Source organism: Caballeronia sordidicola, from assembly GCF_001544455.2.
Lineage (GTDB): Bacteria > Pseudomonadota > Gammaproteobacteria > Burkholderiales > Burkholderiaceae > Caballeronia > Caballeronia sordidicola.
The window spans coordinates 1-15599 of the sequence record NZ_FCOC02000030.1 but is presented as its reverse complement, the minus strand read 5'-3'; the positions used below and the strand labels follow the sequence as shown (position 1 = coordinate 15599).

At 60.8% G+C, this 15599-nt stretch carries 12 protein-coding genes; 5 read left to right on the top strand and 7 right to left on the bottom strand.

Annotated elements, in window-relative coordinates:
* The first annotated feature begins 90 nt into the window (after positions 1-90).
* Entirely contained in the window at positions 91-1776 is a 1686-nt protein-coding gene (locus AWB64_RS28395; RefSeq protein WP_060858744.1) for a phospholipase C, read from the top strand.
* A 132-nt stretch (positions 1777-1908) separates the two neighbouring features.
* Positions 1909-3339, top strand: a complete 1431-nt coding sequence (locus AWB64_RS28390) for a cytochrome-c peroxidase (RefSeq protein WP_060858743.1) — start codon at positions 1909-1911, stop codon at positions 3337-3339.
* Here the strand turns inward: AWB64_RS28390 and AWB64_RS28385 are convergent.
* Complete coding sequence (locus tag AWB64_RS28385; protein ID WP_060858742.1) at positions 3336-5315, bottom strand: PhoX family protein; 1980 nt, start codon at positions 5313-5315, stop codon at positions 3336-3338. The genes AWB64_RS28390 and AWB64_RS28385 overlap by 4 nt on opposite strands.
* Before the next feature lie 206 nt (positions 5316-5521).
* On the opposite strand from AWB64_RS28385, the gene AWB64_RS28380 reads away from it, so the two are divergent.
* Positions 5522-7303 (top strand): RecQ family ATP-dependent DNA helicase, encoded by a 1782-nt coding sequence (locus AWB64_RS28380; RefSeq protein WP_244164236.1) that lies wholly within the window; start codon positions 5522-5524, stop codon positions 7301-7303.
* 39 nt (positions 7304-7342) lie between these two features.
* On the top strand, positions 7343-7879 hold the full coding sequence (locus tag AWB64_RS28375) for a cupin domain-containing protein (RefSeq protein ID WP_060858741.1): 537 nt from the start codon (positions 7343-7345) through the stop codon (positions 7877-7879).
* A gap of 3 nt (positions 7880-7882) precedes the next feature.
* Here AWB64_RS28375 and AWB64_RS28370 read toward each other — a convergent pair whose 3' ends face one another.
* The 6 genes from AWB64_RS28370 to AWB64_RS28345 form a co-directional block, all read right to left on the bottom strand.
* Positions 7883-8917: an NAD(P)-dependent alcohol dehydrogenase gene (locus AWB64_RS28370; protein ID WP_060858740.1), complete on the bottom strand. Its 1035-nt coding sequence runs from the start codon at positions 8915-8917 to the stop codon at positions 7883-7885.
* 41 nt (positions 8918-8958) lie between these two features.
* On the bottom strand, positions 8959-9702 hold the full coding sequence (locus tag AWB64_RS28365) for an SDR family oxidoreductase (protein WP_060858779.1): 744 nt from the start codon (positions 9700-9702) through the stop codon (positions 8959-8961).
* 7 nt (positions 9703-9709) lie between these two features.
* Positions 9710-10690: a sugar-binding transcriptional regulator gene (locus AWB64_RS28360; protein WP_060858739.1), complete on the bottom strand. Its 981-nt coding sequence runs from the start codon at positions 10688-10690 to the stop codon at positions 9710-9712.
* 73 nt (positions 10691-10763) lie between these two features.
* Positions 10764-11657: a carbohydrate ABC transporter permease gene (locus tag AWB64_RS28355; protein WP_082850670.1), complete on the bottom strand. Its 894-nt coding sequence runs from the start codon at positions 11655-11657 to the stop codon at positions 10764-10766.
* Entirely contained in the window at positions 11654-12604 is a 951-nt protein-coding gene (locus AWB64_RS28350) for a carbohydrate ABC transporter permease (protein WP_082850669.1), read from the bottom strand. The genes AWB64_RS28355 and AWB64_RS28350 overlap by 4 nt, the downstream gene beginning before the upstream one ends.
* 77 nt (positions 12605-12681) lie before the next feature.
* A complete protein-coding gene (locus AWB64_RS28345) occupies positions 12682-14034 on the bottom strand; it encodes an ABC transporter substrate-binding protein (protein WP_060858738.1) in 1353 nt (450 codons plus the stop codon).
* A 296-nt stretch (positions 14035-14330) separates the two neighbouring features.
* Here AWB64_RS28345 and AWB64_RS28340 point away from each other — a divergent pair, with 296 nt between their 5' ends.
* Positions 14331-15455 carry an ABC transporter ATP-binding protein gene (locus AWB64_RS28340; protein WP_060858737.1) on the top strand — a complete coding sequence of 375 codons (1125 nt, stop codon included), beginning with the start codon at positions 14331-14333 and terminating at the stop codon, positions 15453-15455.
* The last annotated feature ends 144 nt before the right edge of the window (positions 15456-15599 follow it).

The window sequence follows — 15599 nt, the reverse complement described above, 5'->3', positions numbered from 1 at the left end:
ATCGAAAAATGGTCTTCAAGTCCGGACTCGTCCCCAAAGGCCACACGGCCACACGCTTTACACACAACAAACGACATCGGAGCTTCACACATGTTTCGTCGAGCCCTATTGGTTGGCGTACCCACTGCAGCAATGGCCATTGGCCTGTATGCGTGCGGTGGCGGCAACGACAGCAACCCCGACTCGTCACAGTCGATCCAGAACCGTCTCGCGACGGCCACACCGATCAAGCACGTCGTGGTGATCTACAACGAGAACGTTTCGTTCGATCATTACTTCGCGACCTACCCGAACGCAGCGAACCCGGCCGGCGAGCCGGCGTTCACGGCCGCGGCAGGCACGCCGGCGGTGAATGGCCTGAGCGGAGCGCTGCTGACGGCGAACCTTAACTTCACGAACACGGCGAACGGCACGGCTGCTGCGAACCCGTTCCGCCTCGACCGCACGCAAGCCGCGTCGGCCGACCAGAACCACGCTTATCGTGCAGAACAACAGGCCTATGACAACGGCGCAGCCGACCTCTTCCCGAAGTTCACGGGTAAGGGCACGGCAGGCGGCGCTGGCTCGTTCGGTACGGCTGGCCAGGTCATGGGTTACTACGACGGCAACACGGTCGGAGCCCTGTGGAACTATGCGCAGCACTTCGCGATGAGCGACAACGCCTACACGGACACGTACGGTCCGTCGACGCCGGGCGCGCTCGAAGTGGTGTCGGGGCAGACCAACGGCATGCAGATCGTCAAGGCGAGCCAGGGTCCGGTCAGCGCGACGAACACGGGCGGCTACTACGTCAACGACGGCCAGGGCGGCTTCACGATGATCAACGACGTCGACCCGGCGAACGACGTGTGTTCGAGCACGACCGACACGGCGTTGATGGCAGGCAAGAACATCGGCGACCTGCTGAACGCGGCGAACATCTCGTGGGGCGGTTTCATGGGCGGCTTCAACCTGGCCACCGTGAACAGCAACGGCACGACGTCCTGCAAGCGCAGCACGTTGTCGCCGGTAGTGGGTCAGGCAACGGCCGACTACGTGCCGCATCACAACTGGTTCCAGTACTACACGTCGACGGCCAACCCGACGCATGCGCGTCCGAGCTCCACGGCAGTTATCGGCTTGTCGCTCGAAGCCGATGGCAAGACGCCGGAACCGGCTAATCACCAGTACGACACCGACGACTTCTTTGCATCGGTCAAGGCTGGCAACTATCCGTCGGTGAGCTTCATCAAGGCGCCGGCGTTCCAGGACGGCCATGCCGGCTACTCGGATCCGCTCGACGAACAGGCGTTCACCTCGAAGGTCGTCAACTTCCTGCAGCAGCAGCCGGATTGGGCGAGCACCGCTGTGATCGTGGCGTGGGATGACTCGGACGGCTGGTACGACCATGCCTTCGCAACGCCGACGGCCGCTTCGTTCGACGCAAATGCAGACCAGTTGAGCAGCGCCGGCAAGTGCGGCACGGGCACGGCTCCGCTGGGTGTGAAGGGCGCGCCGGTCAATGGCCGTTGCGGTCCGGGCACGCGTACGCCGTTCGTCGTGATCTCGCCGTGGGCGAAGGTGAACTACGTGGACCACACGCAGATCAGCCAGGCATCTGTCACGCGCTTCATCGAAGACAACTGGCTCAATGGCAATCGCCTGGGCGGCGGTTCGTTCGATGCAACGTCCGGCAGCATCATGGGCCTGTTCAACTTCAGCGGCGCGGGTAACAACCCGAAGGTGTTCATCGATCAGAACCTGGGCACGCCGGTGGCATCGGTTCCCACCATCTGATTTTTGCTTTCTTGCTTGGCGCCCGCGTCGCAGCCTGACGCGGGCTGATGTTTGAAGTCCGCTTTGTGCCTCGTCGCCGTCCCTTCAAGGGCGGCGACTTTTTCACTACTGCTTCCCGTATCCCCAGGCCCCATGTCGCATACCGCCACACCTTCCATGTCGCCGAATGCCGGGCAGAAACCACGCCTGCCGCGTCCGAAAATCGTCCTGCTCTGGTGCATCGCCACGGCGCTCGCCGCCGCGATCGCGTTTTGCGTTTGGGCCGTGCTATATCCGGCGACCGTGCCCGCGCGCGTGGGCGACATTGTGGAAGACCTGACGGGCGCGAACCCGAATCCCGTCCTGCTGAGCCGTCCGCCGGTCGCGCCGCTGAGCGCGGTGGCGTTGCTTGGCCAAAAGATTTTCTTCGATAAATCCCTGTCCGCATCGGGCACGCAATCGTGCGCCTCGTGCCACAGTCCCGACCGCGCGTTCGGACCGCCCAACAACCTGTCGGTGCAACTGGGCGGACCGCATATGACGTTGCAGGGTTATCGTCCGCCGCCTTCGCTGATGTACCTGTATTTGCAGCCTAATTTCAGCATCGGGCCGGATGCCGGCGAAGCGGAAGCGCCGCCCGACTTTGCCGCCCTCGCCTCCCAAGCTGCCGGCACCGCCCGGGCGCAAAAGAACGCGGGCGTTGCGCCTGCCGCGCCCGCAATGGTCCCGCAAGGCGGTTTCTTCTGGGACGGCCGCGCCGACACGCTTCAGGCCCAAGCCTCGGGCCCGATGCTCAATCCTGTTGAAATGGCGAACACGAGTCTCGACGATGTCTCCGCCAAACTGCAGCGCACCGCTTACATGGGCGACTTCAAGCAGTTGTTCGGCCCGAACATTTTCAAGAGCACGGAGCTTGCGACCGCCGAAGCCATGTTCGCCGTCGCGCGCTATCAGATCGAGGAACAGGCGTTCCATCCGTATTCGAGCAAGTACGATTACTGGCTCGAGGGCAAGGCGCGCCTGACGCAAGCCGAGTTGCACGGCCTGCGTCTTTTCAACGATCCCGACAAGGCCAACTGCGCCGGCTGCCACTTGTCGAAGCCGAGTTCCGACGGCACGCCGCCGATGTTCACGGACTACCAGTACGAAGCGCTGGGCGTACCACGCAATACCAAACTCACGATCAACCAGGATCCCAAGTTCTTCGACATGGGTGTGTGCGGCCCCTTCCGCAGCGACATCAAGGACCAGACGCAATATTGCGGCATGTTCCTCACGCCTACGCTGCGCAACGCCGCCACGCGCCAGGTCTTCTTCCACAACGGCGTCTATCATTCGCTCGACGAAGTCATGTCGTTCTACAACGAGCGCAATACCGCGCCCGAAAAGTTCTATCCAAAGGGCGCCGACGGCAAGGTCAACAAATACGACGACCTGCCCGCGAAATTCCACGCGAACGTCGACGTGGCCGACGCGCCCTTCGACCGCAAGCTTGGCGACAAGCCCGCGATGACGGACCAGGAAATGAAGGACATCATCGCGTTCCTGAAGACGCTGAATGACGGCTATCGCAAAGGCTCCTAGCCTGGGCGCTTGCCGAGCCTGATGCTGGTCGTGTCGGCGGTGAGGTAACCCACGGTGGCCCCGAAGCGGTCCTTGTAGTTGGCCCGCACGAGCGGGTCCAGCGTGGCCTTCACCTTGTCGTGGACCGGGCTTTCCCAGTCGCCGGCATGCTGGAAGTTGGTCATGATGTAGGTCCAGCCGTTGATTTCATCGACAGCATGAAGGCCGGTGGATTCCGCGCCGGCCGGACACGACAACACCCGCGACAAAGTCTTCGTGTCCACGTTGTAGGCCCACAGGAAGTTGTTCACGTGCATGCTCGAATCTTCGCCAATGAAGAGCGTGCGCAGTTTTTCCGAGAACTTCAGGTTGTCCGGATTCGCGATCTTCGCGGCGCTCGCCGTGTTGCCGAGCGCATCGGGCGCGGCGAGGTCTTCGCCCACGAGCGCGGCAGGCGCTGCCATGTCGACCGGCACCCATTCGCTGTCGATAGCCGCGCCGCTCGTGTCCTTTTGCCCTGACTTCAGATTGAGCGCGTAGACCGCGCCCGCGTTGATCGCCGCATCCACGGCGACATCGGTCGATGCCGCATTGCCCTTCACCATCGACTTCTCGACGCGCGACATCGCCGTGTAGACGATCTTGTCGGCTGCGTTGACGGTCGTGCCTTCCAGTTTCGTGAAGCCAAGGCTTCCGCCAATCAAGGCGGCATAGCGATGCGTTTCCAGGTACGCGGCTGCCTTTTCCATGCCCGGCTTGATGCGGATCCAGTTGAACGTGCCGTTGTAGTTGATCTTGCTGAAGCTTGTATCGAGCGGATCCTTGGTCGCGACATCCATGATGTCCGACGCCTTCAGGCTCGAAGCCAGTGCCTGGATTTCGGCGCTGGCCGCGTGGCCGATCCTGATCCATGTCAGGTTCGCCGAACCCGCTCCCGCCGATGACGTCTGCGCCCACTTCGCCACATACAGCGTGCCGGACGACAAATCCTCCGCCCGATCCGCAATGAACATGAACAAGCCGCCGTTGGTGGCGTCGTCGCCCATCATGACCGTGCGCATGTCCGGCATGACCTGAACCAGTTCGTGCGAGATGCGCCCGAGGCAATAGTGCTTCTTGATCGTGCCGGTGCCGTCGGGGTTCACCGTCACTTCCGGCAGGTGGCCGTAGTTGTACGGATTGGCCCGCGCCTCGTCGCCGTAAAGGCTCGTGCTGTAGGCCTTGAACTGCGCGTTGCTCGAAATGGTCGTTGCGTCCGGCTCGTACTCCTCGCTCGACAAATGCGTGTTCCATGGCGAAAGGCTCGCGCCGCACGTGATCCACAGTCCATTCACTTTCGACGTATCCACGTTGTGATACTTGACGAGCGTGAGCTTGCCCGTGGTCTGGTCCTGATCGAGCGTCAATACCGCGATTGGCGAGGGCAACTGTCCATACGCCGAGACCAGGTTTTGATCGCGCGTTGCATATTCGAACTGGACGACCGCGAACACTGCCCGGCCCTTGATGCCGGCGACCGTCGGTTTATCCAGTGACAGCAGTGAGCTGCCGTCCGGGCAATCCGAATAGAACTGGCGCTCCTTGCCCGGCACCGACCGGTCGATGATCGGCTGATTGTTGATGTCGTAATAACCGCCGCTCAGGATCGTGCCGCCGTTGCCGTTCGGGACCATGTCGCCGGTCACGAAGAATGGCTGGTACGCGAGCTTGTAGTCCTGCGTGCTGCCGTCGCTCATGGACACGGTGAGCGTGGACGCAACGGTGGTCGTCGCCATGGCGGCGGCGTTGGCAAGAGAAGGCGCGGCCATCGATGAAAACGCCGCCGACTTGAACGATGCAGGCGTGCTGGCGACGGCGTCGTCGCTGCCGCCGCATCCGGACAGCAGCGTCGACAGGGAGAAAGCGCCCAAGGGCAGCATGGGCGCGCCCGCCAGTAGCTTCAAGGCTTTACGGCGCGACGGGTTGGCTTCGTTGGCTTGCTTGGGCTGCTCTTGCATTTCGTCTTCGAGTCCTGTTTTGTGGGTGGGCCGCGCCCGGTTTTTGAATTCACCGATACGCGATGAAGGCGAAGTGTAAGTTTCATTAATGAAAGCAATATGACAGCTAACAGCATCCAATTTGGAAGCGAATATATGAGGCGGCATCGGGTTTGCTAAATGCTGCAGGGAAAGGCAGACCGTCCCTCCACCACCGCAGGCATCCCGTGACGACCGAGACAAAGCTGGATAAACCCCTCAGCGAACTCCTTCAAGGCACGCTGAAAAAACGCTTGAACGCTTCGTTGCGAGATGTCTTTGGTCTCGATGCACTGCGACCCGGCCAGGAGCAGGTCATACGCAGCGTCATGGACGGCCGCGACACGCTCGCCGTCATGCCAACGGGGGCCGGCAAGTCGCTGTGCTACCAGCTTCCGGCGTTGCAGCTTGGCGGCTTGACGCTCGTGGTGTCGCCGCTCATATCGCTGATGAAGGATCAATCGGACAAGCTGCGCGAATCCGGCATTGCGGCCGTTGCGCTGCACAGCGGGCTTTCGGCTGAGGAGGAACGGCAGGCGATTCGCGATATCGATTCAGGCGACAGCCGCTTCTTGTTCCTGACGCCCGAGCGGCTGGCGAAGGCCGATTTCGTCGAGATGCTCAACGAGCGCGACAAGGACGGCAAGCCCGAAGTCCAGTTGATCGTGATCGACGAGGCGCATTGCATATCGCAATGGGGCCATGACTTCCGTCCGGCTTTCGTGGAAATGCTGCAATCCATCAAGGCGCTCGGCAGGCCGCCCGTTCTGGCGCTTACGGCAACCGCCACGCCCGCGGTCGTCGCGGACATTCTGCGCGAACTCGACATGAAAGACGCGCAGGTCATCAACACCGGGGTGTATCGCGACAACCTGCGGTTCGCGGTCGAACAGTTGACCAATCCGCGAGAGAAACGAACGCGCTTGCTCGAACGGATCGCGGCGCTGGATGGCACGGGCGTTGTCTATTGCTCGACCGTTGCAGAATGCAACGCGATTCATGTGGAACTCGTGGAAGCGGGGATAGAAGCCGAGCGGTACAACGGCAGGATGTCCGCTTCGGAGCGCACAGCGGCGCAAGATGCGTTCATGGAAAACCGCTGCCGTGTAATGGTGGCGACCAATGCGTTCGGCATGGGGATCGACAAGCCTGACATTCGTTTTGTCATTCATCATCAGATGCCGGGCAGCCTCGAAGCCTACTATCAGGAAGCAGGGCGAGCGGGACGCGACGGCGGCGAAGCGCACTGCATTCTGTTGTTCGAACTAAAGGACAAGCAGGTGCAGCAGTTCTTTCTGAGCGGCCGGTATCCGGGCGCCGAGACACTCGCGCGTTGTGCCGACGCCTTGCGCCGGCTCGCGCGTGAGAGCGAACGCAAGACCATCCATGCACCTGTGGACGCATTGCACGAAGCACTGCCGGACATTGGCGTGAACAAGCTGCGAACGGTATTGTTGGTGCTGCAGGACATGCGGATACTGCGACGCACGAGCAAGGGCGCCGTGACCGCTCTGAGTGACGGCGTGCCGCATGACATGGAGGAGGCCGCGCAACGCTTTACCGCGATGGCCGCGCATGATCGCGAAGTGCTGGAGCGAATGATCGGTTACGCGCAAAGCGGACAATGCAGATGGCGCATTCTGCTCGATTATTTTCACGCCCATCTCGATGCGGCGCGTTTGCATGTCTCGACATCCAGCATGCCCGATGAACTCGATGGCGGCGTCTGCTGCAAATGCGACAACTGTGTTTCACCGCCTACGGTCATGCCAAGCCCGCGCGAACTGCAGCAGCCTGCGTCAACACCCGGGCGCGCCGTCAAAACGTGGCATCCCGGCGATGCGGTTCAGGTGCGCAAGTACGGCGCCGGCAAAGTGGAACTCGTGAGCGGCGACCGCGTTGCCGTTTCATTTCCAGACGGCGAAACCAGGACATTCATTGCACGCTATGTAAAGGCCGCGCGTTCGTGAATGCGTTGTCTTTACCGACCCTCGAATCAAGGAGTTTTCATGAAACACGATCGTGAATCGACGCTTCATCCGGCAGACGTTTCGTATGAGGCGCTCAGGCTCGCGCCGCGCGAATGGGTGCCGAACAACAGCCGTTTGCCGGTGCTGATCTACCGGCGTGCGCTCGATCCATCGACGAAAGATCTCGGCAAGGCCTTCGAGGCGCTGTTCACGCGCAACGAATGGCCGCCGCAGTGGCGCGACAGCATTTTCGACTACCACCATTTTCATTCCACGGCGCATGAAGCGCTCGCGGTGATATCGGGGAAAGGGAACGTGATTATCGGCGGTCCGGGCGGCGACGTGATCTCGTTCGAAGCCGGCGACGTAGTGCTGCTTCCAGCCGGAACGGGCCATTGTCTTCAATCGACGGAAGGACGCTTTCAGGTTGTCGGCGCGTACCCGGAAGGGCAGCAATGGGACATCCGGCGCGACGCGTTGTCGAAGGAAGAAATCGCTGCAATGGAAGCGTTGCCGTTTCCACGCAGCGACCCCGTATCGGGAAGCGAAGGTCCGTTACTCGATCAATGGAAGTGACGCCTACTCCATGACGATCTGAACCTTGACGTCGGACGGATTGCCGCTCGCCGCTTCTTCGAAGGCCTTGATGCCGTCCGCGAATGCGAACGAGCGCGAGATGAACGGCTTCACATCAAGCCGGCCCGACGCGATCAATTGGATGGCGCGCGGGAACATGTTGGCGTAGCGGAACACCGATTCCAAACGCGCTTCCTTGATCTGCACGGCGACTATATCGATAGGAACCGGATGCTGCGGCATGCCTACCAGAACGATGCAGCCGCCCGGGCACAGCAGGTCGACAATGCCATCGAACGCCTTTTCGTTGCCGCTTGCTTCGAAGACAATGTTAGCGCCCCAGCCGCCGGTGAGTTCGGCGACGACGTCCTTGACCTTGCGATCGCGAATATTCACGGCGGTCACGCCCTGCACGCCGCCTATCAATTCAAGTTTCTCCGGCACGAGGTCGCACACGATCGCGCGGCTGCAACCGCCGGCAAGAGCCGCCAGCGCGCACATCATGCCAATTGTGCCCGCGCCGAGAATGACGGCTACATCCCCCGGTTTAATCTTCGCCTTGGTCGCGGCCTGCATGCCGATAGCCAGGGGTTCGACGATGGCGCCCTCGCCAAAGCTCACGTTGTCGGGCAACTTGAACGTGAACGCCGCCGGATGCACCACGAAGGGCGTGAGGCATCCATGAACCGGCGGCGTTGCCCAGAAGCGCACGCTCGGATCGAGGTTGTACATGCCCTCGCGCGAGGCGCGTGATTCCATATCGGGTACGCCCGGCTCCATGCAGACGCGATCGCCCGCTTTCAGATGCGTGACTTCGTCGCCGATCTGGATCACCGTGCCCGCCGCTTCGTGACCGAGCACCATGGGTTCGTTCACGACAAACGGTCCAATGCGGCCATGCTGATAATAGTGAATGTCGCTGCCGCAAATGCCGACCGTATTGATCTGGATGCGCACGTCGCGCGGCCCCACGACTTGCGGCAATGTGAACGGACGCAAGCTGATGCGGCGCGCTTCTTCAAGAACCAGTGCTTCCATGATTGAAGCCCTCTGCAAATGGGTAACGTGGATAAAAGAGTTCAGCCGGCTTGAAAACCGCCGTCCAGTGCAAGGCTTACGCCATTGACCATGCTTGAATCGTCACTGAGCAAATAAGCGATCGTGCGCGCCGCTTCTTCGGGCTGCACGAACCGGCGCAGCGGAATACGCGCCAGCATGGGATTCGACTTGGCGGGTTCGCTCCAGACTTTTTCCGCCATGGGCGTGAGCGTGACAACCGGATTGACCGTGTTCACGCGGATGCCGTGCACGCCGAGTTCGACCGCCATCACGCGGCTCAGTGCATCGAGCGCGGCCTTCGATGCGCAATACGAAGCATGCAAGGGTGTTCCGACTTGGGCCGCGATGCTCGACACATTCACAATCGCGCCGCCCTTCCCTCTGGCGATCATGCTGCGTGCGCATTCCTGGGCGACGACCATTGCGGCGCGAACGTTGACGGCCATGGTGCGATCGAACGATTCCGTGGTCGCGTCGAGGAAGGGCTCGAGATCGACAATGCCCGCGCAGTTCACGAGCAAATCCACCGGCTGCGCTTCGCGTGCCGCTTTCAATGCCGCTGCCGCATCTTCCAGATCGACTGCAACCGTCTTGCAATCGATCAGCGCGCTCAACGCATCCAGATCGGCTTGCGACCGGCTCAACGCGACCACGTATGCGCCGCGCTCCGCCATCAGACGCGCGCTCGCATAGCCAATGCCCTTGCCCGCGCCGGTGATCAGCACCGTCCTGCCTTCAAACTCGCGATTACGATCCACGTTCATGATGTTCTCAAGGTTCATCGCAGAGACGGCGCGCGGTCTCTTCGTCTGTCACCAGCACCGACGGATAACGCCCGCGCAACGCGGCGCGCGTGACCGCAAATTTTTTCGCGCCGCCGCTTACCAGCACCACGCGGCGGATCTTGCGCAGGTCTTCAAGCGTGATTGCAACCGTGCGGCGGTTCAGCGGATGATCGATAGCCTCGCCATCCGCGTCCATGAAGTGCCCGAGCATGTCGCCCACCGCGCCCGCTTTTTCAAGCGCGCGCACCTGTTCGGGATCGTTGATGCCATAGGTCACCACGAGCGATTCCGTCAGATCGCCGCAGGTCAGCAATGCCAGATCCGACTGGCGCGCGCGCTCATAGGTCTCGCGTACCGCGTCTTCCTGCAACAGCATGTCGCGCACTTTCTGGCTGCTCACGTAAATAGGCGCCGCGAACAGGAAACCGTCCGCCTGGCACAGGTTCGCGAAGTCCGAGACAATATCGAACGTGTTGATGCTCGGGCAATGCGACAGCCCGCCTTGCAGCGACACCGCCGATACCGGCCCGTAGGCGCGTTGCGGCAACGCGCGCAGCACGGCGCGGATCGTGCGTCCCCAGCCAAGCCCGATGGTCTGCCCGGCCTCGATCTGGCGCGCAAGATAGTTCGCACCGCCAATCCCGATTGCGGCCATGTTCGCTTCGTTATCGGCGCCGGTTGGAACCACGACCGCGGCTTCCAGGCCGAAGCGTTTGGTGAGCGCTTCTTCGAGCGCGACACACGGCGCGAGCCGGCTGTTGATGGTGATCTGCACCATGCCGGATTCGCGGCTCGCGGCGAGCAGCCGGTTCACGCGCACGCGATTGCTGCCAATGCGCTGCGCAATCTCCTGTTGCGTGAGGTTGCCGACGTAGTAGTGCCACGCCACGCGCGCCTGCAACTCCTCTTCGGTATCCACAGAGGGTTCGGCGAGCGCGGTGACGGCGGGCGGTGCGGACTTGTTCATGTGCGTGATGGGTTTCGATAAGGACGGCGCGATGGTAATCCACCCATGCTTGCACCGCCCTGCACGGCACCTTTCATTTCACCGCGCCCATGGTCAGCCCCTGCACGAGCCGGCCCGATACCGCCAGCGCGAAGACGACCATCGGCAGCACGATCAGCGTGCCGGTCGCCATGATTTCGCCCCACGGCAATTCGTATCCGCTCATGTAGCTCGTCGCTGCAACGGGAGAGGTGATGGCGTCGGTACGCGTGAGCACCAGCGCATACAGCAAGTCGTTCCATGAAAAGATGAATGCGAAGATCGCGGAGACCACAATGCCGGGCATGGCCAGCGGCAAGTTGATGCGCCAGAAAATGCGCCACGGCGAAGCACCGTCGAGACGCGCGGCTTCGTCGAGTTCAACCGGGATATTGCGGAACTGATCCGTGCAGATCCATACGACAATCGGCAGCGAGAATGTGAGGTAAAGCAGGATCAGCACGAGATGCGTATCGACAAGATCGAGCTTCGTTGCGATCAGGAAGAACGGCACCGCCAGCACGACAGGACTCACCATGCGGTTCGATATGAACCAGAACCAGAGGTCTTCCTTCCCGCGAAATTCGAAGCGAGCAAGCGCATACGCCGCGGGCGTGCCGAGCAGGATGGAGAGGAACGTCGCGCTGCTCGCGACAATCAACGAGTTCAGCAGACTCGCCGCGACATCATGCTCGAAGAGCGCATCGGTGTAGTGCGCGAGCGTCGGCGTGAAGACCCACACCGGCGGCACCGCGAGTGCGTCGGCCTGGCTCTTGAGGCTCGTGGTGACCATCCAGTAGAACGGAAACACGGACGTGAGGAACACGATCAGCAAGCCGATCACATGCCATACCGTTGCACGACGCCGTGCATTCCTGGCGCGTCGGGCGCGCGACGAAAGCGGCGCAATGGCTGCGGTGCCCGCCGTCGATGATGTGGATGTGCTCACACGGCCTCCCGATAAACAAAACGAATGTAGAGCCGCGACAACACGATCGTGAGGATCAGCAGCAGCACCGCCTGCGCGGACGCCATGCCTTGATCGAAGAGACGGAACGCGACGCGCTGGATATAGATGCTGATGAACTCGGTCGCCGTGCCGGGGCCGCCGCGTGTCATGGTGAACACTGCATCGAACATCTTGAGCATGTCGGCGGAACGCAGGATCAGGATGGCGGTGAGTCCCGGCAACAGATACGGCCGCTGCAAATGCCACAGGATCTTGCTCCACTTCGGCGTTTCCAGGCGCGCGGCTTCTTCCGCTTCTGTCGGCACCATGGCGAGACCGGCCAGCAGGATCAGCGCGCAGAACGGCGTCCATTGCCAGATGTCCATGATCATCACGGAGACGAATGCGAGCGTTGGGTCAGCCAGCCAGTCGAGCGGCGCAATGCCGAAGAAGCTCAGCAAATAGTTGACCACGCCGAACTGCCGGTTGAAGATCAGTCGGCCGATCAGTCCAACGACCGCATACGTGGTCGCCATCGGAATCACGAGGCCGACGCGCGCCGCAACACGCAGCCACGGCAATGCCGTGCGATGCAGCATCAATGCGGCAAACAGGCCGAACGCAATCTCGATGGGCAAGGTCAGGCAGAGGAATAACACAGTGCGCCCGAGCGCGCCCCAGAACGACGGATCAGTAAGCGTGGCGACGTAGTTGCCCAGACCGACAAACGGTGTGCCGGAAGCCAGGTCCGCAAGCTTGTACTGATGAAACGAGTTGTAGACCGCGAGCAGCAGCGGATAGATGCCGATGATCGCCAGCGCAGCGACGGCAGGAAACAAGAACCAGAACGCGGGCGAACGCGGCACGAAGCGAAAACGCGCGCGCGGGGGCGGACGCGAGGATGGACGCGTTACGCCTGTCGCTGGTGGAACCGTGGTCTTGAGCATGAAGCGTCTCCGCAGGTTGGCCTGGTTATAGCTTTAGCCAAGCAAGGCATCGCACATGCGATACCTTGCTCGCTGCCTTACTTGAGCAAAGGCTTCTTGCCGTCGTAGTAACCCGCCTTCTTCAATATGTCTTCCGTCTTCGTGCCAATGGTCTGCGCACCGTCCTTCACCGACACCTGGCCAAGCATGATCTTGCTGCCCCACTCGCCGATCACTTCGGACACAGCAGGCCATTCCGGGAAACGCGGCCGGTAGTCAGGCACCCCGCCTTGCCACGACTCCACCATGGGCTTGACGAACGGATACTTGCCCTGCACGTCCGCTTCCTTGTAGACCGCGGTGCGGCCGCTTACACCGCCCGCATCCAGATACGGTCTGGCCATTTCTTCGGACGTGATCCACTGAATGAACAACCATGACGCCGCCTGCTTCTTCGCATTCGACTTCGCATTCACCGCGAGCGAAAATCCGCCAAGCGCGGGCTTGAGTCCGGCCGGACCTTTTGGCTCGGTTGTGATCGCAAGACAATTGCCGATCTTGGATTTGCTGGGATCGGTGAGGGTCGGGTAGAACGCGGACCATTCCGTGATCATTGCAACCTGCCCTTGCGCAAGCGCGTTCACGGCCTCCGCATGGTCGTAATCCACAATGCCCGGCGGCATGTACTTCATCAGCTTTTGCCGATACTCGAGGCCCGCCTGCGATTGCTGCGACATCAGGTTCGACTTGAACTTCGCATCGAGCAACGAGCCGCCGTTGGGCCACAGCATGCGCATGAAACTGTCTGCGGATTGCGTTTCGCCGCGCCGCGATTGCAGCGCGTACGCGAACTGGTTCTTGTCGGGCTTGGTCAGCTTCGGCGCGTAGACGTTGAGCAATTCGTCCCATGTCTTCGGCGGTTCGTTGAAACCCGCGTCCTTCAACATGCATTTGTTGTAGAACATCAGGCCCGAGTAGTTATCGAACGGAAGACCGTAAGTGGTCTTGTCCCACGTGCCGAACGAATCCAGAAGAATGGGAAAGAAGCCCGGCAGGTTCAGCTTGGGGTCCGCGAGCTTGGGGTTGTCCGTGAAAGTCTTGATGGGCACGAGCCACTTGTTGCTCGCAAATTCGCCGATCCAGACCACGTCGACCAGCACCACGTCCTGGTCGCCGCCGCCCACAAAATTGAGCACCTGCTTTTCACGGGTGTTCTCGTAAGGGATAACCTCAGTGCGCACCTTGATGCCGGTTTCTTTCTCGAACTGGGGAATCAATTTCGATGCCGCCTTGTAACCTGGCCGGTCAAGAAAGATAGCCTTGATGGTCGTGCCGGAATAAGGCTCGGCAGCTTCCTTCAGCGTCCATGCAGACGCATTCGATACTGTTAGCAAGGATGTCGTAACGCCCAGCAGCGCGAACGCCGCCACCTGTGTGCATTGCTTCTTCATGCCTGTCTCCTGGGTAGTTCTTTTTAAAATGCCCAAAGCGGTCAAGGCCGGTTGAGCCGTCCAAGCGTGCTGAAGGTCCGACTTGTGCTGCGTTCCTGCCTGCGGTCTTCACGCGTTTTCACCAACGTCGTTTCACTTGTAATTTCAGTTTTACAATTGTATATTTGGACGCGAACAGGTTGTCAAGAACAAATTCGACAAGCACCGCTTGCTGCGTTGCAAGGCAGGACCGCATGCAACGCGCGTAACATTGCTCGAGTCCAATCCTCGGTATCGGGCATCTGCAGGAGACACGCATGAGTGCAGTTCAATTGCATCAGATCCGCAAGGCGTTTGCCGGCATGGAGGTGCTGAAGAGTGTCGACATTGAAGTGACCGACCGCGAATTCATGGTGTTCGTCGGCCCTTCCGGGTGCGGCAAGTCCACATTGCTGCGCACCATTGCCGGCCTTGAACGCAGCGACTCGGGGCAAGTACTGATTGGCGGGGAAGACGTCACGGAGCTCGAACCGTCGCAACGCGGCGTGGCGATGGTGTTTCAGTCATACGCGTTGTATCCGCATATGTCGGTGTACGAAAACATTGCGTTCGGACTGCGGATGATCAAGCTGCCCGAAGCGCAGATCAAGGAGCGTGTGCAGCGCGCCGCGCAAATTCTTCAGATCGAGCAATTGCTCGACCGCAAGCCGCGCGCGTTGTCGGGTGGCCAGCGCCAGCGGGTTGCAATCGGACGATCGATCGTGCGCGAACCCAAGGTGTTTCTTTTCGACGAACCCTTGTCCAATCTCGACGCCGCATTGCGCGTGCAGATGCGGCTTGAGCTGATCAAGCTGCATAAGCAGCTCAATGCAACCATGATCTACGTGACGCACGACCAGACCGAAGCCATGACCATGGCCGACCGGATTGTGGTGTTGAATCATGGGAAGGTCGAACAAGTCGGCTCACCGCTCGAGCTTTATAGATCGCCGGTGAACCGCTTTGTTGCCGGGTTTATCGGATCACCGAAGATGAATTTCCTGCCCGCGAAGGTTCAGCGCGCCGACGCCATGGGGGTAACGATCGGGTTGCCCAGAGGCGCGTCTATTGCGTTGCCGTTCGCAGCAGATGGTGTAAAAACCGGCGACACGCTGAGCTTCGGGATTCGCCCGGAGCATTTGATGGAGACGCCCGCGAGCGGCGCGGAAGGGAAGCTGACGGGCACGGTAATGGTGGTCGAGCACCTTGGCGGGGAAACCTTGCTGCATGTGAACCTGGATGGCGACGTTCTGATCCAGGTGAAAGGCTCAGGAGAATCGACAGCGGCTGACGGGCACTCCATAGACGCAGGTTTCAACCTGCGCCACACGCATCTGTTCCGGGAAAATGGCGAAGCGCTGAAGCGGCTGCGGACGGTGACAGCAAACACGGCAACGGTTTGAGCAAGCGCTTGCGGGAATAAAAAACGCGAGGCTCCCGCCTGCCGGAAGCCTCGCGTTATGCCCTGCCTATATGCCGCTATCTATCGATCAGTTCTTGATCAAACTCAGATAGTTACCGCTCGGATACGCCGTGTTCAGCCACGT

Excerpts from the sequence above, each read along its gene's own strand:
- AWB64_RS28370 (WP_060858740.1), bottom strand. The coding sequence starts at position 8,917 with ATGGAAGCACTGGTTCTTGAAGAAGCGCGCCGCATCAGCTTGCGTCCG.
- AWB64_RS28395 (WP_060858744.1), top strand. The coding sequence starts at position 91 with ATGTTTCGTCGAGCCCTATTGGTTGGCGTACCCACTGCAGCAATGGCC.
- AWB64_RS28375 (WP_060858741.1), top strand. The coding sequence starts at position 7,343 with ATGAAACACGATCGTGAATCGACGCTTCATCCGGCAGACGTTTCGTAT.
- AWB64_RS28345 (WP_060858738.1), bottom strand. The coding sequence starts at position 14,034 with ATGAAGAAGCAATGCACACAGGTGGCGGCGTTCGCGCTGCTGGGCGTT.
- AWB64_RS28385 (WP_060858742.1), bottom strand. The coding sequence starts at position 5,315 with ATGCAAGAGCAGCCCAAGCAAGCCAACGAAGCCAACCCGTCGCGCCGT.
- AWB64_RS28390 (WP_060858743.1), top strand. The coding sequence starts at position 1,909 with ATGTCGCATACCGCCACACCTTCCATGTCGCCGAATGCCGGGCAGAAA.
- AWB64_RS28340 (WP_060858737.1), top strand. The coding sequence starts at position 14,331 with ATGAGTGCAGTTCAATTGCATCAGATCCGCAAGGCGTTTGCCGGCATG.
- AWB64_RS28365 (WP_060858779.1), bottom strand. The coding sequence starts at position 9,702 with ATGAACGTGGATCGTAATCGCGAGTTTGAAGGCAGGACGGTGCTGATC.
- AWB64_RS28360 (WP_060858739.1), bottom strand. The coding sequence starts at position 10,690 with ATGAACAAGTCCGCACCGCCCGCCGTCACCGCGCTCGCCGAACCCTCT.
- AWB64_RS28350 (WP_082850669.1), bottom strand. The coding sequence starts at position 12,604 with ATGCTCAAGACCACGGTTCCACCAGCGACAGGCGTAACGCGTCCATCC.